Genomic DNA, 20,103 nt, shown 5'->3' with positions numbered 1-20,103 from the left:
TCAGCCGCTCTGAGTCGGACGGCACTCGATCCGGCAGTTCGAAATCCCGGCAGCTTGGAATCCCGGCAGCTCCGGATCAGGCGTCCGGCGGCACTGCGGCTGGCGACGCCGTGTCAGGCGGCGCGGATCAGGTGGCGGGCTTGGGCTGGACCACCAGAGAGGCGGCGAGCGCGGTCAGTTCGTCCCAGTCGGCGGACCCGGTCACCACGATCGTGCGATCCGGGAGGATCCGGATCAGCGAGCGCTGGTTCTTGTCCTGGCGGAAGCGTTCCTCCCAGGCCGTGCCGTTGATCTGGCGGGTGCCCGTGGCCTTGTCGGAGTTGGCCATCCGGTTGGCGAAGTCGGCGAGCGGCGTCTCGTTGCTCTGCGCCACCATGGCGTGCATCCGCTTGTCGGTGGCGAAGCCCAGCCGCCACGTGACGACACCGGCCTTGTCGGTGAGCTGGGAGCTGGTCGGGACCCAGTTCGGAAGCACCTGACCCGGCACCTCGATCGTGTACGACGCGGCGCGCGCGGCGTTGACCTTGTCGATCGAGAAGTCGATGCGGGGAATGTGCTCGCTCTTGCCGTTCGGCATGAAAAAGAGGATCAACGAGCCGGCGGCCAGGCAGACGATCAGCGCGAACGCGTAGCCGTAGAAACCCTCAGTGAATCGGCGCACGTCAGGGGAGCCTACCGGCATCGGACCACCATGCGGACAAGCGCGATACTTCCGCAACATCCCGTTATGAGAAGAACGCTACCTAACGGGGAATCACTTTCCGAGGCGAACGCTCACGGGGAGGCACGCGTTGACGGCTACGGTACGGACGCCGGACGGAAGGAATCTCGCGGTCGACGAGAAGGGCCGGCCGGGCGGCAACCCGGTCTTCCTGCTGCACGGCACCCCCGGCAGCAGGCTCGGGCCGGTTCCACGGGCGTCCGTCCTCTACCGCCTGGGGATCCGGCTGATCAGCTACGACCGGCCGGGATACGGCGGGTCGGACCGGAAGTTCGGCCGGTCCGTGGCCGACGTGGCCAAGGACGTGTCCACGATCGCCGACGCCCTCGGCATCGACCGGTTCGCGGTCGCCGGGCGCTCGGGCGGCGCACCGCACGCGCTGGCCTGCGCCGCGCTCCTGCCCGAGCGCACGACCCGGGTGGCGGCCCTGGTCCCGCTGGCGCCGCGCGCGGCGGAAGGGCTCGACTGGTTCGAGGGCATGGCCCGGTCGAACATCATCGAGTTCACCGCGGCCGCGAACGGGCACCAGGCGGTCGCCGAACTCCTGTCGGCGGCCGTCGCCCAGGTACGGGAGGACCCGACCCGCCTGGTCCCCGCGCTCACCGCCGACCTGCCGGAGCCGGACCGCCACGTCGTCGCCGACTACGGGATCCGGCGGATGCTGGCCAGGAACTTCGCCGAGGCGCTCAAACACTCCGACGCGGGCTGGGTGGACGACGACCTCGCCTTCAACGCCCCGTGGGGCTTCGACCCGGCGAACATCACCGTGCCCACCATGTTGTGGCACGGAGACGAGGACGTGTTCTCCCCGGCCGGGCACGCGCGCTGGCTCGGCGAGCGCATCCCCGGCGCGAACGTGATCATCGAGGCCGGCGCCGCCCATTTCGCCGCGCTGCACGTCCTGCCGGACATCCTGACGTGGCTGACCACGTCCCGGCTGCCGGAAGGCGGCGTCAGAACGGCTGGGGTTCCAGGTCTCGGTTGATACGCCGTCCCTGCCTGAGGTCCGCCAGCGCCGGATGGTTCTCCCCCAGAACCCTGGCCATGATCGCCGATATCCGCCGCTGGGCGAGGTCCGCCTCCTCCATGCGGCCGGCCGACCGCATGGTGATCGACAGGTTCGCCGCGCAGACCAGCGTGTCCGGGTGTTCCTCCCCCAGCTTCCGGCGCAGCCTGTCAAGCGTGGCCAGCTCCAGCGCCTCCGCCTCGTCGGCACGGCCACCGGCTCCCAGGCAGTTGGCCAGGTTGATGGCGGCGGCGAGCGTGAACGGGTGGCTGTCACCGAGTTGCCCGCGCAGACCCTCGTACGCCCGCGTGGCCCCCTCGGTCGCCCGAGGCACCTCACCCGTGCCACGCTGGTAGATCGCCACGTTGTTGAGCGCGATCAGAGTGCCGGGGTGCGAGTCGCCGAGGTCCTCGCGGTAGATGGTCATGATGCCGCCCGCCATCTCCAGCGCCCCGGCCTTGTCGCCGAGTGCCGACAGGCAGCAGGCGAGCTCCAGGGTCGCCGCCAGCGCGTCGGGCGTTCCCGGGTAACGCTCCCGGTACCTCTCCTCCGTCTCCAGCGCCACCTGCCACGCCTCCTGATGCGCGCCGCTCCGGCGCAGCGACACCGCGAGGCTCTTGGCGGCACGCAGCGTGTCCATGAAGCCCTCGCCCAGCGACTCGCGATAGTGCTGCAGCGTCGTGCGCAGCAACTCGATCGACTCCCGGTAGCGGCCGATCTCGCGCAGGTCACGGGCGAGGTGGGTGGCGGAGAACAGCGTGTACGGATGGGTCGGGCCGAGCACCTCCCTACGCAGCTGCAGGGTCTTCTCGTCGCGCTCGCGCGCGTTGACGCCGTCGCCGACGAGCCGGTAGGACAGCGCGAGATTGTGGGCCGCGGAAAGGGTCTTGTGGTACTCCTCGCCGTACAGCCGCTTCCACATCTCGTAGGTCGCCAGGTCCATCTCCAACGAGCGTTCGTACTCGCCGAGCGCGCGCAGGTCGGCCGCGAGCCCGCCCGCGGTCATCAGCGTGTGCGGATGTTGCTCCCCCACCACCTCGCGCTGGCGTTCGAGCGTCCACTCGTCCAGCTCTCTGGCCTCCTCATAGAGACCCTGGGAACGCTTGACGTTGGCGATGTTGAACAGCAGGTGGAGCCGCTGCCGCTCGTCCCTGCCGAACGTCACCTCCCAGTAGTTGGCCAGGTAGTCGCCGAGGGTCAGCGCGGCATCCAGATCGCCGCGCTTCCACAGGTAGCGCACCCGGTCGGTGAGCAGCCGCCGGACCGGCTCCTCCTGGCACTCGGTGGCCCGCGACGGCTGCAGGTGCTGCCAGATGAGGTCGAACCGGATCCAGTTCTCCGGGTCGTCCACCTCGCCCTGATTCGGCCGCGCCTTCTCCAGGACGCGGTGGACCACGTGGCACGCCTCGTCCTGCTCATCCTGGGTCATCTGGCCGCGGATCACGGCCTGGACCAGCCGGTGCACCTGGATGGTGTTGTTGGCCTGGTCCACCTTCGCCAGCGCGAACCTGCCGATCTCCCGGATGACCCGCCCGAGCACGAGCTTCTCCTGCAGCGCGTCGTCGTACGGCAGGAGCGAGCGCATCATCTCGTCGCTGTAGAGCAGCTGCATCGAGATCGGCTCGGCGGCGAAGAACGCGCAGAGTTCGAGCAGCCGGACCGACGCGGGCGAGGTCTCACGCAGCTTCGCCAGCGAGAGGTTCCAGGTCGCCGCCACCGGATGTGGATAGTCGGCGGGCTGTCCGAGCGACAGCACCCGCGCGCTCTCCGTCCTGAGCTGTTCGAGGAACGTCGCGGCCGGCATGCCCGTCTCGGCCAGCCAGGCCGCCGCCTGCTCGACCGCGAGCGGCAGGTAACCCAGCGCGTCCGCCACGTCGAGAGCGTCGGACTCGGCCAGCCCCGGCACCCGCCGGCTCAGGTGCTCAAGGCTCTCTTCCTGGCTGAACACGTCCACTTCGAGAGGCGCGGCGACCCTCGACCAGGACTGGTTACGCGAGGTGACCAGGACGTGGCCGGTCCCGCCGGGGAAATATCCGGTCAGCTCCTCGGGATCACCCGCGTTGTCGAAGATCAACAACCAGCGGGCGTACGGGGTGCCACGCCGCAGCGCCTCACGGACCCCGGTGACGACCTCGGCGACGTTCTCCCCCACCGGAATGCCGAGTTGCCGGGCCAGCTCCTCGAACGCGGAGTTGATCGAGTCGGTCTGCTCGGTCGACACCCACCACACGACGTCGTAGTCCGCTTTGAACCGGTGCGCGTACTCCAGGGCGACCTGTGTCTTGCCCACGCCTCCGAGGCCGTACAGGGCCTGGGGCAGCACCACCGCGGCCTTGCCGCCGACGAGCTGGTCGCGCAGGGTCTCCAGTACGGCGCCGCGCCCGGTGAAGGCGGCGTTCCGCGCGGAGACGTTCCACACCTGCGGCTCGCTCCCCGGGAATCGCGCGCCGATGGCCGCCACGTCGACCGCCACGGACTCCTCGGAACCGTTGAGCGCTTTCAGCAGCGTGCTCGCCGCCGACCGCTCCCCGATGCGGGTGAGATCGGCCAGCGCCCGGTCGCCGAACGGCGAAGGAAAGCGTGCCTCCGAGACGCGGATCGGGACCAGCTCACCCCGGCCCGCCGACTCGGCGGCCGTCAGCCGGGACCAGATCGTCGCCGCGCCGGGCACCCGCAGGAAGGCGCCCGACAACACGGTGACCACCCGCGCCGCCTCCGTGGTCGTCTCGGCCGGCCCCTCCATGTCGATGCCGGTGAGCACGGCCCGATAGCCATGGCGTTCCAGCACCGCGGCGATCCAGTCGGCCCACATCCGGTCCTCGGACGCGTAGTAGACGTGCACGTCGGAGTGCAGCCCGGCGTGCCGCCGTACGAACAGGTCGAGATGCCGCATCCGGATGGATTCGTCCATCGACGGGAAGGACGCGACCGCTCCCTCGGTGATCGCGGAGGTGAGCCGTTCGAAGGCTGCGAGCATCGACCCCGGCCGGTTCGGCTCGTCACCGAACGTGGCGAGCGTCTCCTCGAAGGCGTAGAAGGGCATGTACGGCACCTCGACCGCGCCCCAGTAGTGGTTGCGGTCCTCGACGGCCATCCCGTTGGGGAACCGGTCGAACTTCCGGCGGGCGAGGCTGCGCCCCGCGTCGCATTTCTCCTTCTCGCCGATGTCCACCCGCATCGGTACGGGCAGGATCCGGATGGCCCGGTCGCGATAGCGCTCGTCGATGTGCCTGGCGACCGCCGAGGCTCCGTCTATGCCCTGGTCGGACAGGGTGAAGCAGGTGACGAGCACGTCCGGCATCTGCACGGTGCAGATCTCCGCGATGTCGCTCAGGCCGGTACGGCTGTCGATGAGGGTGTAGTCGTAACACGCCTTCATGTCGGCGCGCAGCGCGTCGAAGAACTGACCCCCGCCCTGCCTGTCGTAGAAGTTGTCCCAGTCGAAATTGGACACCAGGGAGGAATAGTCACGGTTCTGCCGCCCGGCGGAAATGAGGTCGAGGGTGCCCCCCTCGGGAAAATGCGCCCAGTCCAGGGAGACCGCGTGCGGCTCCACCCGCGCGTACGCCTTGTGCCAGTCGCCCGGGCGTTCCTCGTTCCTGATGGCGGCCCACTGGTAGTTGGTGATGAGGTCGATCACACCGGTGGTCGCGCCCATGATCCCGGGCTCGAGAAAAGGCCGGAAGAATTTGTGCAGTCCTGGCGACTCGAGGTCCCAGTCGACGATCAGTACGCGCAGTCCGCTGCTCGCCAGGATCCAGGCCGTGTTGGCCAGCGCCATCGTCCGCCCGGTACCGCCCTTGTAGGAGTAGAAGGTGACGATCCGGCCCTCGCTCATGTGATCACTCCTCCGGCCCGATCAGCCTCGGTCTGTCGGTCGACGGACCCGCCGGCGGATAGGCGGGAGCCCGTTTCAGGTAGTGCTGCGACGCCCTGTTCAGGACCTCCGGCAGCGTGTTTCTGAAGGAGTCGAGCGTGGGCACGTCGGACACCGCGTCCGGCTCGGTGAGCTTGTTGCCGAGCGTCTCTCGCAGGCACACCTTCAGTCGCGCCTCGTTCGCCATGGTCTGCGCGTCTTCCCTGTTCCAGGGCACCATCACGGTGATCCACCGACGCCCGGGACGGTCGATGCCCCGGAGGGAGTCGCGGCAGTCGTCCATGGTGGTGGCCCACGGATCGACGAGCATCACCGCGGGCGAGCGCGGCTCGTCCGCGGAGAGCGCCTCGGCGTGCTGGTCGAGCGCTCCCACCTCCGGCAGGTATCCACGCGCGCGAGCCAGCTCCATCGCGTGGTCGGCCAGCGGGCGGGCCCCGTTGGATGTGCGGAAGGGATCCCACTCCTGCGGTTTCCGCCCGTAGTGGTACGCCCTCCGCCCCGGGGGCAGGTGATCCTCGTCGGGCGCCAGGACCGTGACCGTGATCGGCCGCTCCGCGGTGTTGTCCTCGAACGCGCTCGGCACCGTGGTGTAGTCACGGATGTGGCCCCGGGGCATGGGCGAGTTCCGTGCGACCTCGACGATCCGTTTCGCCAGCTCCATGGTGGCGGCCTGGTAATGGGTCCGGTACCTGTTCAGCTTCATGATCCCGTAGAAGCCCTCCTCGACGTACCGCGCGCCGAGGTCGGCGTGGTTGAACTGGATCGTCTGCGCCGCCGCGGGCATCCTGGTCGGCCGTATGGGAGTCCATATCGCGGGGACGATGGCGTCCGGAATCGGCAGTCCCAGATCGGAGCGGCCGCGGCCGCGTTCCAGAAAGGCCGCCCATTCTCTGCCGCACTGATCGCTCTCGAAGTAGCGTGGGGAATAGAGCGGCACGAAGACCCGGCAGGTGGAAAGGCGCTCCGAGATCTTCTCTTTCCAGTTGTCGCCTGTCCGTAATTCGCGATCCATGTATCCGGCCGCCCCCGACGGAACCTCCGTCAGGTGCATGATGTGCTGGCAGAGCTCTCTGAAGAGCTTTTCCACCCACCGGTTGGAATCACTGCCGTCGGTGACGTCATACGGCGGGACGTGCGCGTAACTCAGGAAGAAATACGGCTCCTGGGGGTCCCCGTCGGGTCGTGACGCGGTCATTCGCCTCCTTCCTTCCGAGATCCTCACTATAGGAACCTCGACCTACGTGAGAAAAGTCTCGAAAGGAAAGCTGCAAGGACGTTACATTACGCGCGCCGGCCGGGCGTCAGTTCTCGGCGCGAACAATCCATTTCGCCTGGTGATCCCGCGCCGACCTGGCTGCGGCCTCTTCCGCGTCCGGTGGGACGGGCTCGCTCAGCCAGGGCGTGACCGACCGCCGCATTCCGGCCACGAACAGATCTCCCACCTGCGTCATCGCACCACAGGCCGCGAGCGTTTCGATCGCTTCCGCGGTGTGCGCCCGCCAGCGGGCGAAGTGCGTCTCCCCCTGGTCCGGGGCGTCCAGGCGCCGCACCCGCCAGAAGTCGGTGACCGCGACGTGCGCGTAGGTGCCCTGGAGCAGTCCCTCCAGGGGCCGGGGATCGTCCCGCCAGGGCGCGTAGTAGAGCCGCCTGTCGGTCTCGTCGTAGAGATCGAGGATGTCCAGCACGGCGCCCAGCTTGACGTGCTGGAACTCGTGGATCACAAGGAGCGCGAGCGTCGCGGGATCAGCCGGGAGCGCGGCGGCGACCGCGCCGAAGGCGTGCCGCGCGGTGGAGCTCACGTCGCGTCCCGCCGGTCCCGGCGCGAGCGGCGTCAGCGTGGTGAGCCCCGCCCGCAACCCCGGCGCGTACCGGGCGTGATCGATCTCGATCATCCGCCAGGCCCGCTCGACCATCTCCTGCCAGGCCGCCGCGTCCCGCTCGCCGAGACGCGGCGCGGCGGGCCACTGGTGGCGGTCGCGGAACGGGTCGGCGTCCTCCAGCGCGACGGAGAGGTCCCCTGCCATGATCCGCCGCGTGGGACGCCACTCGCCCCGCGCGCGCCCCTCGACGGCGAACGAGCCCCCCTCGATCCTGAGCCGTGCCGCAGCGCCGGGAAGGGCGTCGAGCGTGCCGAGCGAGGGGAGGTACGCCGATCTGTCGGTGATAGCGATGTCGAGCGAGACGTCGACGCCCGCCCGGACGGCGGCGGCCGCGGCGATGTTGCGCAGGTACTCGGCGTCACCGCCGTCGCGCAGGCACTCCGCCGCCCAGACCCGGACGTACGGGTGGGCCAGCACGGCCTCGACCGCCTCCGGATGGTCGTTGTCGAGCCCGACGAGGACGTCCCATGCCTCGGGCACGCTCCTGCCCGCCGCGTTCACCGCGGCGAGCAGCGCGCGGCGCACGCTGCGCTGCGACTCCGCCAGCCGGGTCACGTCGGCCTCGCCGCCGTATCCCGCGGCGAGCGCGTCGATGGTCGAGTACGGCAGTGCGTGCGTCGGCATGGTGGTCCTGCCCCGAACATGAGTGATCAGCTTGAGGAGGTCGGCGGTGAACACGCTCGGGTTGGCGTACCCCGACCCTGTGCGATAACGGTGGGCGTACAGGCCGCCTCCGCAGCTCTCCACCACCGGGCAGGCCCGGCAGGTGTCGCACAACCCGTCCAGCCCGAGCTGGCGGGCGAGGATCCCGGTGTGGCGGGCCACGTCGTCGAGGGTGTCGGACAGGACGTGCAGCCCGGTCTCGGGCGCTCCCGCGAACGCCGTCTTGAGCGAGTCCGCCTGCTCGTAGGCGCCGTCGGTCTCGATGACGACCAGATCGGAGGGCTGGAGGCCGAGCGACTCGGTCAGGCTCGGTTCGCCCCGCGACGTTCTGATGATCGACTCGAAGATCCTGACATCGATCTTCCGGCCTTCCTCGTACCAGAGATCGAAGATCGCGATCAGCCAGTCGGCGTACGCCGTGGCCGAGGGGCGCGGCGGCGGGCTGTCCCAGGTCGCGTGCGGGAGCAGGAAGTCGACGCGCGGCGGCTCCAGCTCGGCCAGGCCGCGGTAGACGGCGATCGGATCGTTGGCGACGTCGATCGTGCACAGCAGTCCGGCGTACAGCGCGGGGCGTTGCCGGAGCAGGCCGACGGCTCTGACGACCTGGTCGTAGCTGCTCCGCCCGTCGGCATAGCGACGGTGCCGATCGTTGGCCGCCCTGTCGCCGTCGAGGGAGATCCCGACCTTGACGCGGTGCTCCGCGAACACGTCGCAGAACCGCTCGTCGAGCCGTACTCCGTTGGTGTGGATCCGCAGATCGAGGTCGCAGACGCCGTCGAGGTGGTGCCGTAGTTCCGCGGCGATCTCCCCGAGCCGCTTGGCGCCCACGAGCAGGGGCTCGCCGCCGTGCAACACGACGTGCACCCGCTCGAGGCCGTGCTCCTTGACGTGTTCGGCGATGCGCAGCGCCGACCACGAGACGGTCTCGGGCGACATCGCGCGCGGACGGCCACGCCAGCTCTGATCCGCGTGCTCGTAGACATAGCAGTGATCGCAGGCCAGGTCACAACGACTGTGGACTTTGAGCACAAACTGCCGGAACGGCACGAAGGGCCCGCTCACGGCGGCCCTCCTCAGGTCAGATGGAGGAGTTGAAGGCGGCGACGGAAACGCGCTGAATATCCGGGGAGTCGGGGACTATCCTGCGCATGACACGGTCGATTTCGGCCTCATGGACGAGGGACAACGGAACATCCCTGAGGTCCCTGACGTCCGAGGCAATGTCCGTCTGCTGATCGGTGATTTTCATCGGCTCGTACCGTTCAATACGCAGGTAGCCCGTGGCGGACACGACGTTCCATAACCGGTCTCGTCACCACGGGCGCTAACGCGGTCACGCTATCGCCGACCAGGGCATCGGGTCCAGCCGAAACTACAACTCTATGGCGTTACTTTAACGGGTCCGCGCCTGTCCACTCGACTCGCCGAACCGGCCTACGCAACCGGTCACGAAATGGTCTAATATTTCCCGACATAAGGCGCAAGGTAGTATTTAAGCGCCTATTGCCGATGTTTATCGTCAACTATGGGAGGCGCTCCACAGCATGTGCTCCCGGGAGATCGCCTCCTCGGCCTCGTCGACGAAGTGCGCCCACTCACTCTCCGTGGTGGGCCAGTCGGCCCGTGACACGATGTCGCCCACCTCCAGCGCCGCGATGGAGTACGCGTTCCCGAGCTGCTGGTGCTGGCGCGTCTGCAACCACGCCACTCCGGCGGCGGCGACCGCGCCGAGAATGCCCGGCAGGTCGAGGTCGAGCGCCTGGGCCGACTTCAACGCCGCCGCGACCAGGCCGAAACCCTCCAGCAGGGCGAGCATGATGAGCCACCTGCCCGCCTGCTGTTCGTGCCTGGCCGCCTTCGCGGCGTACCAGGCCCGCTGGTCGTCGAGCCGCCCGACCATGTAGTGCCGCTTCCGCTCGTCGAGCGAGAGCGCGCGGACCTGGCGCATCCTCTCGGTCACCTGTGCGTCCGCGTCGGACACGGGGACCGGCGCGAAGCCGTGCAGAGCGGCCGTGATCCTGCTGTACCTGCGCAGCAGGAGCTGGTCGGCGCCGTGGTCGTCCCCGTCGACGTCGAAGGGCTGGCCTCCGACCAGGTATCTCCAGGCCAGAGTCTTGGCCGATTCCGCGGCCGCTCGCGCTTCGTACCACTGGCGCTCCGGCCGGGTCGTGAGCAGGTAGACCTCGGTCACGAGCGCCGCCCCCATCGCGCTCGCTGCGACCGTTCCCGCGGCGTCCAGGCTGCCCACGATGACGCTCAGCGAGCCGAAGATGGCGGCGATGACCAGGGAGATCAGCCGGACCGCCGTGGCGGCGAGCAGGCGGCGCTGGCCGGCCATCGCCGCCCGATCGGCCGCCTTGTAGAGCGCGGGGAATTCCGTTTCGGGGAGCACATCCACGTTTTGAGGGGAACCGGCGAGTCAAGTCGTGTCAAGCCTGGCCGCTCCCGGTGGCCAGACGATGTGCACGGGCATCTCCCGGCGCACCGCGTCGGCCACCGCCTCAGCCGTGCCACCGATCCCCTGCGCCGGGAGGCCGTCCCAGATCGCGACGAGCACGTCGGCGGACGCGAGCATCACCTCGTTGGCGGCGGCGTATGCCGCCGGTGACGGGAGGTCGTAAGGAAGGCGCCGGACGGTCACGGCCCTGGCGAGGAGTTCGCGGAAGGATGCCTCGCCGTACTGGCGGGCGGGGACGACGGCCTCCAGCACTCCGCCGAGGTCGATGACGGCGGAGGCGAAGATCTGGTCGGCGCCGGAGGCCAGGCAGGAGATGCCGACGATGTCCGGGGCGTACGGCCGGAGCGCCTCGCGGACCGCGATGTCGATCAGCACGGTGGTGCGGGGAGAGAGGTTTCGGTGCCCGGTGACGGCGATCCGGGTCAAGGTCAGTGGATCCGGCCGATGTAGGCGAGCGCCTCCTCCGCGATCCTGCGGGCGCGCTCGTCGTCCTCGGAGAGGGTCACCTCCTGGACGACGGCCGCGAGCGCGCCGGTGACGACCAGGACGAGGGCGTCCTCACGCTCGAAGAGAGCGGCGCTGCGCCTGGTCCACTGGCGCAGCCGTTCCCGCATGACGACCTCGAACCCGGTCGGCCCGTCGCCGCGCAGGAACAGCGCCGCGAGCTCGCGCTCGGCGAGGCATCCGTCGAGGTACGCCCGGGCGCCGGCGAGGAGCAGCGTCATCGGCTCGGACTCACCCCGCGATCTGGCCTCCTGGATGGCCTGCCTCGTCCGCTGGGTCTGCCGGATCTGGAAGTCGTCGAACAGCGTCAGGTAAAGATCGGCCTTTCCCGAAAAATGGTGGTAAAGGCTGCCCACACTGGCCCCGGCCCGCGCCACCACGTCGGTCACGCCGGTCTCCGCGTAACCGCACGTGATGAAGATCTCTCTGGCCGCTTCGAGGAGCGCGATCCTCGTCGCGGCACCACGCTCCGACGTGCGGACTGTGACGGTTGGCCCGGTGTCGCTGCTCATGACCGCGACGATATCCCGGCCTGCCCGTCACGGGGCAGCGGCAGGGGAAATGGCCTCCGGCCTGCGGCGACCGGTCCAGACCAATCGGACAAGAACGACATACGCAACTACCATCAGCTCTTACGACGCCTGACTTAAGGGGAACGATGGCTGATCACGTACCGGCAGCGCTGGCCACTGGGGAGCGTGCTCCCGACCGCAACCTCGCCCTGGAGTTGGTTCGCGTCACTGAGGCGGCCGCGATGGCGGCGGCACGGTGGGTGGGCCGCGGCGACAAGAACGGTGCGGACGGAGCCGCGGTCAACGGCATGCGACAGCTGATCAACACGGTGTCCATGAAGGGCGTCGTCGTGATCGGCGAAGGCGAGAAGGACAACGCCCCCATGCTCTACAACGGCGAGGAGGTGGGGGACGGCACCGGCCCCGGATGTGACGTCGCGGTGGACCCGATCGACGGCACCCGACTGTGCGCGCTCGGCATGAACAACGCGATCTCGGTCATCGCGGTGAGCGAGCGCGGCTCGATGTACGACCCGTCCGCCGTCTTCTACATGGAGAAGCTCGTGACGGGCCCGGCCGCGGCGTCGGCCGTGGACATCAACGCGCCGGTCGCGGACAACATCAGCGCGGTGGCCAGGGCCAAGGGCGCGAAGCCGTCCGACGTGACGGTCGTGATCCTGGACCGGCCCCGGCACGAGCGGATCGTCAAGGAGATCCGGGAGACGGGCGCGCGGATCAGGTTCATCACCGACGGCGACGTGGCGGGCGCCATCATGGCGGCCCGCACCGGCACCGGCGTCGACCTGATGCTCGGCATCGGCGGCACGCCGGAGGGCATCGTCGCGGCCTGCGCGCTGAAGTGCATGGGCGGCGTCATCCAGGGCAAACTCTGGCCGCGCGACGACGAGGAGCGCACGAAGGCGCTCGACGCCGGGCTGGACCTCGACCAGGTCCTGACCACCGACGACCTGGTCCGCTCCGACGACGTCTTCTTCGCGGCGACCGGCATCACGGACGGCGAGCTGATGCCCGGCGTGCGCTACCAGGGCGGCGCAGCCGTGACGAACTCGCTGGTCATGCGGGGCCGTTCCGGCACGATCCGCAAGATCGAGAGCGAGCACCAGCTCTGGAAGCTGAGCGCCTACAGCGCGATCAACTTCGACACCGCCGTCTGAGACATCACCGTCTGAGACATCACCGTCTGAGGCATCAGCCCGATCAGGACCGGCGGAACAAGCCCTTCTTGGGGCGTTTCGGCGACTTGGCGATGACCTTGCCTCCGTAGACGAAACCCGCCAGCTCGATGACGGGCGCGTCCGGCGCGTGTCCGGTCGCGCCCGGCGGGAGCCGTACCTCGTCGTGGAACGCCTTGATCCGAGCGTCCGGGGCGCTCACGACGCGGACGCCCTCCGGCACGATCAGGGTCACGGTCCCGGCCATCACGGCGAGTCGCACCACCACCCGGCGGGTCTGCAGCAACGCCTCGCACAGGTCCATCGTGACCCGCCCGCCGAGCGAGGTGACGGGCACCTCCGACGGCACCACCCAGCGGCCCGCCCGGTTCTCAGTACGGAAGAGGGCGACCACCGGGCGGCCGTCCATGAGGAACGGCTGGCTCTCCGGCGGGACGAGATCGGCGGTGAGGCCGACGAGGTCGCCGAGCGTGCGGGCGGCGTACGCCCGCTCGACCCGCTCCTCGTGCTCGGCCATGGTGAGCCGCCCGTCGGTGACAGCGTCCCTGAGCAGGCCGATCACCTGCTCCCTGTCGGCGTCGGACGCGCGCAGCTCGGCCGGGGAGGGCCCGGCCGGGTCTTTGGCTCCGGGCAATCCGGAGCTCAGGAAAGCGGAGATCCAGTTGTTCGCGCGGGACTCGAAGCTCACATGTCGAGCCTAAGTGGTGTCGCGGGCGAAGGAACCCCGGTCGGCGGCACGATTGTGCCCGGGCCATGCCGCCGTATCCACGAGGTTCGGCCGGCCGCCGTCGCCCACCGGCGTACGGGCGACCGTACGACGGCCGTGGGACACACGTGACGGCCGTCGGGGCAGAGGGCCCGGAGGCGGGGGCCATCGGCACGTGCCGGGACCATTGACCACGTGATCAGCGCGGCATAACCTGAACGCCCCTCACGTTTCCCCCCTCTCGGAGGCCGCGTTGCCGACGCCCACGCCGCCATCGTTTCCATCGCGGCCCACCGAGCGTGACCGGCAGGCGCGGCTCGCCACGTTCGCCGTCTTCTTCGTCCAGGGCCTCACGTTCGCGACGCTGCTCACGCAGGTCGCCGCGCTCCAGCGCAAGCACGGCCTGAGCGACGGCGAGCTGACGATCCTGCTGCTCATCGTCCCGGTGATCGCGGGCGCGGGCAGCGTGCTGGCCGGCACGCTCGCCGCGCGTTTCGGCAGCCGGCGGATCCTGCGCGCCTTCCAGCCGCTGACGTGCGCCGCCGTGGTGCTGGCCGGTCTCGCCCCCACGGTCCCCCTCTTCGTGGTGGCCCTCGTGCTGTTCGGCGTCGGCCTCGGCGGCGTGGACGCGGGCATGAACATGCAGGGCGTCGCGGTCGAGCGCCGGTACGGCCGTGCCGTACTGACCGGGTTCCACGCGCTGTGGAGCGCGGCGGCGGTCGTCGGGGCGTTGTGGGCGTCGGCGGCCGCCGAACTCGACCTGGACCTCGCGGTCACCTTCGCGATCGTCATGGCGCCGGGCGCCGCGGTCGCGGTCGTCGCCGCGCACTGGCTCTGCCTTCCCGAGGAGGAGCACGTGGCCCAGGAGGTCGCCCTGACCAAGGCGCGGTTCCCCTGGAAGCCGATCATCCCGCTGTGCCTGGCCATGGCCTTCCTCTACGTGGGCGACGCGTCGATCTCCAACTTCGGCTCGGTCTTCATGGACAAGATCATGCACGCGTCAGCGTCCGTGGTGCCCCTGGCGCTGGGCGCCTACCAGGCCACGACGTTCCTGGTCAGGGTGGGCGGAGACCTCGCCGTCCGGAGGTACGGCCCGGCGGTGATCGTCAGGATCGGCGGCGCGGTCGCCACGCTCGGCTTCGTGGCGATCGTCGCCGCGCCCACCGAGCCACTCGCCATCGCGGGCTTCGCCCTCACCGGGGTCGGGTTGTCGGTGGTCGCCCCGCAGTCGTTCTCGGCGGCCGGGCGCCTCGACCCGGCCGGGACCGGCGTGGCCATCGCCCGGGTCAACATGTTCAACTACGTCGGCTTCATCGTGGGGGCGGCCCTGGTCGGCGGCATCGCCGAGGCCGCCGACTATCGGGTCGCGTTCGCCGCGCCGCTCGCGCTGGCCGCGGTGATCATCGTCCTCGCCCGCGGCTTCCAGCCGCGCGCGTCGTCGCTGACGGCCTCATGACGCCCCGGCGTTCTCCCGGGCGTCTCCAGAACGCCGCCGCCTGTCTCATGACGTCCTCACGGCATCCTCATGACGTCGCCCACGTCTCGCGGATCCACGCGTGCCTGGGGTCGTCGGAGAAGGCCATGGACCGCTGCTCGCCCGGCCCCGCGAGGACGTTGAGGTAGTACAGGTCGTACCCCGGGGACGCCATCGAGGGCCCGTGGTAGCCGTACGGCACGAGGACGACGTCACCGGAGTTCACCTCGGCCAGCACGTCGATGGGGTTGCCCGGCGAGCTGTACACCCGCTGGTAGCCGGGACCGCCCTCGTAGTAGTAGATCTCCTCCAGCACGGCCTCGTGCTCGCCCGGCGCGTCGTGCTTGTGCGGTGGGTACGACGACCAGTTGCCGCCCGGGGTGATCACCTCCACGGCCATGAGCCGGTCGCACTCGAACACCTCCGGCGCGCAGAAGTTGTTGATCCGCCGGGTGGCCACCCCGCCGCCCCTGGCCTCGACCGGCACCGCGTCCGCCGGGCCGTACCGCACGGGCAGCCGCCGGGTCGCCTGGGCCGACGGCAACGCGATCCGGCCCTCGCCGGCGACGCGCACCGACGCCCCGATCGGCAGGTACGCGAAGTCGGTGACCCCGTCGAAGACCGACCGCCGCCCCTGGAGCTCCAGCCGTACGCCGTCCGCGACGACCTCGCAGGATCCGGACAGGGGCACGACCAGCATCTCCTCCGAGCCGGTCTCGAACTGAACCGGCTCACCCGCGAGATCGACGACCCTCAGGCCGCAGTACACCCATCCCGCCAGGTCGGGGGTGATCTCCAGGTTCCACTGGCCGGAGGGCGCGGAACCCGCGGGTATGTACGTCATCTCGTCTCCTCGTTGAGAGAACACCTCGTCGAGAGGCCCACACGCCTCGTTGAGAGGCCGCACGCGTCGCCCGTCCAACATTCCGGACTGCGCGCCCTCGGGTCAAGGCTATGTCCAGACATTCTGACGATCTATCATCACCCCGAGATCCCGTACGGCCTCGGCGATCCGGTGCTCGGGAAGGCGGGCGAAGCCGATCACGAGGGCGGAGGGCACCGGATCGACGGCCAGGCCGCACGCACGCGCCGCCTCGGCGACCCGCGGCTCGTCCCACCCTCCGGGCAGCTCCGCGTACAGGTGCAGACCGGCCGAGATGCCATGCACTTTCAGCGCGGGCAGGTGCTCGGCGAGCGCCCGGACCAGCGCGTCCCTCCTGCGCCGGTACTCCCTGCGCATCCGCCGCAGGTGCCGGTCATATCCGCCGGTCCGGATGAACCGGACCAGGGCGTACTGGTCGATCACCGGAGAGCCGAGATCGAGCTCCCCCCTGGCCCGCCGTACGGACTGGGCGATGTCCGGGGGCGCCACGAGCCAGCCGAGGCGCAGACCGGGAGCGAGGGACTTGCTCACACTCCCGGCGAGCACGACACGGTCGGGGGCAAGCCCCTGCAGGCAGCCGACGGGATCCCGGTCGAACCTGAACTCGGCGTCGTAGTCGTCCTCCAGCAGGATCGCGCCCGTCTCCGCGGCCCACGCGATCAGATCCGCGCGGCGGCGCGGGGACAACACCACCCCGGTCGGATAGTGGTGGGCGGGCGTGAGCAGCACCGCCCGCGCCCCCGTCCGGGCGAGCGCGGCGACGTCGATCCCCTCGGCGTCGACCGGCACCCCGGCCAGGTCGGCACCGGCCCGCCTGAGCAGCGGGAGCTGTCGCGGGCTCGTCGGCTCCTCCACCGCGAGCGCGACCCGGCCGCCCGCCTCCGCCAGCGCCCGCACGACCAGGCTCAGCCCCTGGGCGACGCCGGTGACGATCACCACCTGGCCGGCGTCCGCGTCGGCCGCACGCACCCGGCGCAGGTAACCGGCCAGCTCCTCGCGCAACTCGGGCACACCCCCGGGATCGCCGTAATCCAGGAAGTCGCCCGGCAGGGTCGCCAGCACGTGCCGGATCGCCGCCAGCCACGCCTGCCTCGGAAACGCCGTCAGATCCGGCGAAGTCGGGCGGTAGCCGTAGTACGTCGCCCCAGGGTCCCCGGAACGTCCCTCCTTCGGGCGGCCGACGGGCCCGGCGGCGACACGGGTGCCCGCGCCCACCCTGGCCTCCAGGAAGCCCTCCGCGACGAGCTGCTCGTACGCCTCGACCACGACGCCCCGGGACAGGCCGAGATCCCTGGCGAGATCACGGCTGGCGGGCAGCCTGGCGCCCCTGACGAGCCGGCCGGAACGGATCGATTCCCTGAGCTCCCTGGCGATCTGGCCGGCCAGCCCACCCGCGCTCCGGTCGACCGCGAGATGCAGGTCAGCCAATTGGTCCTCGATTTCTATGTCCGATTGGACCCGTTGAGAGAGCCATTGTCTTCCTAGCATCGCCAACCGTGACCACAGAAACCAGTACCACCACCGCGACCGGGCGGGCGGCGGCGAGCGCGGCGGCCGGGATGTTCGTGGTGGGCACCCTGACCGCGGTGTCCGGCCTCATCGCGACCTACCCCGTGTACGGCGGGCAGGCGCTGCGCTACGCCCTCGGAGCCGCCGTCCTGCTCGCCGCCGCCCGTCTTCGCGGCCTCGGGTTCGTACGGCTCACGCCGCGGGAGCTCGTCCTGCTCTCCACGCTGTCCCTGACGGGGCTGGTGATGTTCAACGTGTGCCTGATCGAGGCCGCGACCGCGGCGGGCCCGACCCTCGCCGGCACCGTCCTGGGCGCGGCGCCCGTGGCCATGGCCCTGCTCGGCCCGCTGTTCGCGGGAGCGGCCCGCTCGGCGCCCTCGCCGAGGATCCTCGCGTCGGCGTTCGTCGTCGTGGCGGGCGCGACGCTGGCCACCGGGCTGGGCAGCGGGAACGTTCCCGGCCTGCTCTGGTCGCTGGGAGCGCTCGCCTGCGAGGTGTGCTTCTCCCTGCTCGCCCTGCCCCTGTTGCCGAAGCTGGGGGCGATCCGGGTCTCCGCCTACTCAGCGGCGCTCGCGGTGCCGTTCCTGCTGGTCATCGGGCTGGCCGTGGACGGGACGGCGATGTTGCGGACGCCGACGGCGACCGAGGTGCTCGGGCTCGGCTACCAGGCCGTGGTCGTGACGGCGGTGGCGTTCTTCCTCTGGTACAGCGCGCTCCCCCATCTCGGCCCGGACCGGGCGGGGCTGTTCGCCGGGATGATCCCGGTCGGTGCCCTCGTCACCTCCGTGGTCCTCGGCCTGGGCGTCCCCTCGTTCGCGGACGTGGGCGGCGCCGCGGTCGTCGTGGTAGGCATCCTTCTCGGGCTCGCACCGCGTACCGGCGGGCGGCCCCCTCGGCGCCGCCCACGCGCGGGCGGGCATATCCTCCGCTCGGAGGAACAGGCGAGACACCAGAGGATCGAAGACGATGCCCGAGTTCGACTACACCGACCTGCTACCGCTTGGCACGGACGAGACGGATTACCGTCTGATCACCACAGAGGGGGTACGGATCACCGAAGCGGCAGGCCGCAGGTTCCTTGAGGTCGAGCCGGAGGCGCTGCGCCTGCTCACCGAAGCCGCAATCCACGATATTTCGCACTATCTCCGGGCGTCCCACCTCGCCCAGCTCCGGAAGATCATCGAGGACCCCGAGTCCAGCGGCAACGACCGGTTCGTCGCACTCGACCTGCTGAAGAACGCGAGCATCTCCGCGGGCGGCGTGCTGCCGATGTGTCAGGACACCGGCACCGCGATCGTCATGGGCAAGCGGGGCCGGCACGTCCTCACCGACGGCCGGGACGCCGAGCACATCAGCCGGGGCGTGTACGACGCCTACACCAAGCTGAACCTGCGCTACTCGCAGATGGCCCCGCTCACCATGTGGGACGAGAAGAACACCGGCAACAACCTGCCCGCCCAGATCGAGCTGTACGCCGAGGACCCCTACGGCCACGCCGACGAGTACAAGCTGCTGTTCATGGCCAAGGGCGGCGGCTCGGCGAACAAGTCGTTCCTCTACCAGGAGACCAAGGCCGTCCTGAACGAGAAGCGGATGCTCCAGTTCCTGGAGGAGAAGATCCGCTCGCTCGGCACCGCGGCCTGCCCGCCGTACCACCTGGCGGTCGTCGTGGGCGGCACCAGCGCCGAGTTCGCGCTCAAGACCGCCAAGTACGCCTCGGCCCGCTACCTGGACGGCATCCCCACCGAGGGGTCGACCAGCGGGCACGGCTTCCGCGATCTCGAACTCGAGAAGAAGGTCTTCGAGCTCACCCAGAAGCTCGGCATCGGCGCCCAGTTCGGCGGCAAGTACTTCTGCCACGACGTACGGGTGATCCGGCTTCCGCGCCACGGCGCGTCCTGCCCGGTGGCCATCGCGGTGAGCTGCAGCGCCGACCGGCAGGCACTGGCGAAGATCACGCCCGAGGGCGTCTTCCTGGAGCGGCTGGAGACCGATCCGGCGCGGTTCCTCCCCGAGACCACCGACGAACACCTCTCGGACGACGTCGTCAGCGTGGATCTCAACCGCCCCATGACCGAGATCCTCGCCGAGCTCACGAAGTATCCGGTCAAGACGCGGCTCTCCCTCACCGGCCCCCTCGTCGTCGCCCGCGACATCGCGCACGCGAAGATCGCCGAACGGCTGGACGCGGGCGAGGAGATGCCCCAGTACCTGAAGGACCACGCCGTCTACTACGCCGGCCCGGCCAAGACCCCCGAGGGGTACGCCTCCGGATCGTTCGGCCCGACGACGGCCGGGCGCATGGACTCGTACGTGGAGCGCTTCCAGGCCGCGGGCGGGTCGTTCGTCATGCTGGCCAAGGGCAACCGGTCCAAGCAGGTCACGGACGCCTGCGCGCAGTACGGCGGGTTCTATCTGGGCTCGATCGGCGGCCCCGCCGCGCGCCTCGCGCAGGACTGCATCAAGAAGGTCGAGGTCCTGGAGTACCCCGAGCTCGGCATGGAGGCCGTCTGGAAGATCGAGGTCGTCGACTTCCCCGCCTTCATCGTCGTGGACGACAAGGGCAACGACTTCTTCCAGGACACCACCGGTCCGGTCCTGTCCATCGGCCGGAGGGCCTGACCCGGACACCACCTCTTTATGACTGACGTGGCGGTCCGGGGTCCGGCTCGCTGAGACGACTCCAGGGCGTAGGCCCTTTCCGATCAAGGAAGGGG

16 protein-coding genes are annotated in these 20,103 nt (G+C 69.9%); 5 read left to right on the top strand and 11 right to left on the bottom strand.

All coding sequences use genetic code 11. From position 1 onward, the window contains the following. Positions 1–127: 127 nt before the first annotated feature. Positions 128–661 (bottom strand): DUF4245 domain-containing protein, encoded by a 534-nt coding sequence (locus tag IMZ11_RS01570; RefSeq protein WP_228636972.1) that lies wholly within the window; start codon positions 659–661, stop codon positions 128–130. 130 nt (positions 662–791) lie between these two features. On the opposite strand from IMZ11_RS01570, the gene IMZ11_RS01565 reads away from it, so the two are divergent. Then, a complete protein-coding gene (locus tag IMZ11_RS01565; protein WP_228636969.1) occupies positions 792–1,706 on the top strand; it encodes an alpha/beta fold hydrolase in 915 nt (304 codons plus the stop codon). On the opposite strand, the gene fxsT is transcribed toward IMZ11_RS01565, so the two are convergent. The 7 genes from fxsT to IMZ11_RS01530 form a co-directional block, all read right to left on the bottom strand. After that, positions 1,675–5,565, bottom strand: coding sequence for an FxSxx-COOH system tetratricopeptide repeat protein (gene fxsT, locus IMZ11_RS01560; protein ID WP_228636967.1), 3,891 nt, complete (start codon positions 5,563–5,565; stop codon positions 1,675–1,677). The two genes, IMZ11_RS01565 and fxsT, sit on opposite strands and share 32 nt — an antisense overlap. 4 nt (positions 5,566–5,569) lie before the next feature. Then, complete coding sequence (locus IMZ11_RS01555) at positions 5,570–6,799, bottom strand: TIR-like protein FxsC (protein WP_228636964.1); 1,230 nt, start codon at positions 6,797–6,799, stop codon at positions 5,570–5,572. Between the two features lie 106 nt (positions 6,800–6,905). Further along, positions 6,906–9,209 carry an FxsB family cyclophane-forming radical SAM/SPASM peptide maturase gene (locus IMZ11_RS01550; protein WP_228636961.1) on the bottom strand — a complete coding sequence of 768 codons (2,304 nt, stop codon included), beginning with the start codon at positions 9,207–9,209 and terminating at the stop codon, positions 6,906–6,908. 16 nt (positions 9,210–9,225) lie between these two features. Further along, positions 9,226–9,438, bottom strand: a complete 213-nt coding sequence (locus IMZ11_RS01545) for a hypothetical protein (RefSeq protein ID WP_228636958.1) — start codon at positions 9,436–9,438, stop codon at positions 9,226–9,228. 228 nt (positions 9,439–9,666) lie between these two features. Continuing rightward, positions 9,667–10,545, bottom strand: coding sequence for a DUF4231 domain-containing protein (locus IMZ11_RS01540; RefSeq protein ID WP_228636955.1), 879 nt, complete (start codon positions 10,543–10,545; stop codon positions 9,667–9,669). Between the two features lie 21 nt (positions 10,546–10,566). Beyond that, positions 10,567–11,031, bottom strand: coding sequence for a hypothetical protein (locus IMZ11_RS01535; protein ID WP_228636952.1), 465 nt, complete (start codon positions 11,029–11,031; stop codon positions 10,567–10,569). 2 nt (positions 11,032–11,033) lie between these two features. Further along, positions 11,034–11,621: a TetR/AcrR family transcriptional regulator gene (locus IMZ11_RS01530; protein WP_228636950.1), complete on the bottom strand. Its 588-nt coding sequence runs from the start codon at positions 11,619–11,621 to the stop codon at positions 11,034–11,036. Positions 11,622–11,767: 146 nt separating this feature from the next. On the opposite strand from IMZ11_RS01530, the gene glpX reads away from it, so the two are divergent. After that, the gene (gene glpX, locus IMZ11_RS01525) at positions 11,768–12,796 is read left to right on the top strand and encodes a class II fructose-bisphosphatase (protein ID WP_228636947.1); all 1,029 of its coding nucleotides are present in this window, start codon (positions 11,768–11,770) and stop codon (positions 12,794–12,796) included. Positions 12,797–12,839: 43 nt separating this feature from the next. Here glpX and IMZ11_RS01520 read toward each other — a convergent pair whose 3' ends face one another. After that, complete coding sequence (locus IMZ11_RS01520) at positions 12,840–13,502, bottom strand: DUF1707 domain-containing protein (RefSeq protein ID WP_228636944.1); 663 nt, start codon at positions 13,500–13,502, stop codon at positions 12,840–12,842. A gap of 271 nt (positions 13,503–13,773) precedes the next feature. Here IMZ11_RS01520 and IMZ11_RS01515 point away from each other — a divergent pair, with 271 nt between their 5' ends. After that, the gene (locus tag IMZ11_RS01515; RefSeq protein ID WP_228636941.1) at positions 13,774–14,976 is read left to right on the top strand and encodes an MFS transporter; all 1,203 of its coding nucleotides are present in this window, start codon (positions 13,774–13,776) and stop codon (positions 14,974–14,976) included. 67 nt (positions 14,977–15,043) lie between these two features. Here IMZ11_RS01515 and iolB read toward each other — a convergent pair whose 3' ends face one another. Then, positions 15,044–15,838 (bottom strand): 5-deoxy-glucuronate isomerase, encoded by a 795-nt coding sequence (iolB, locus tag IMZ11_RS01510; RefSeq protein WP_228636938.1) that lies wholly within the window; start codon positions 15,836–15,838, stop codon positions 15,044–15,046. A 108-nt stretch (positions 15,839–15,946) separates the two neighbouring features. Then, positions 15,947–17,305 (bottom strand): PLP-dependent aminotransferase family protein, encoded by a 1,359-nt coding sequence (locus IMZ11_RS01505; protein ID WP_228636936.1) that lies wholly within the window; start codon positions 17,303–17,305, stop codon positions 15,947–15,949. Positions 17,306–17,373: 68 nt separating this feature from the next. Between IMZ11_RS01505 and IMZ11_RS01500 the strand changes: the two genes are divergently transcribed. After that, the gene (locus IMZ11_RS01500; protein ID WP_228636933.1) at positions 17,374–18,468 is read left to right on the top strand and encodes a DMT family transporter; all 1,095 of its coding nucleotides are present in this window, start codon (positions 17,374–17,376) and stop codon (positions 18,466–18,468) included. Then, a complete protein-coding gene (locus tag IMZ11_RS01495) occupies positions 18,353–20,008 on the top strand; it encodes a fumarate hydratase (RefSeq protein ID WP_228636930.1) in 1,656 nt (551 codons plus the stop codon). The genes IMZ11_RS01500 and IMZ11_RS01495 overlap by 116 nt, the downstream gene beginning before the upstream one ends. The last annotated feature ends 95 nt before the right edge of the window (positions 20,009–20,103 follow it).

This window comes from Microtetraspora sp. AC03309 (genome assembly GCF_020826795.1).
Taxonomy (GTDB): domain Bacteria; phylum Actinomycetota; class Actinomycetes; order Streptosporangiales; family Streptosporangiaceae; genus Microtetraspora; species Microtetraspora glauca.
Note: the sequence above shows the minus strand (reverse complement) of the source record. Positions and strands in the feature narration are given on the sequence as shown.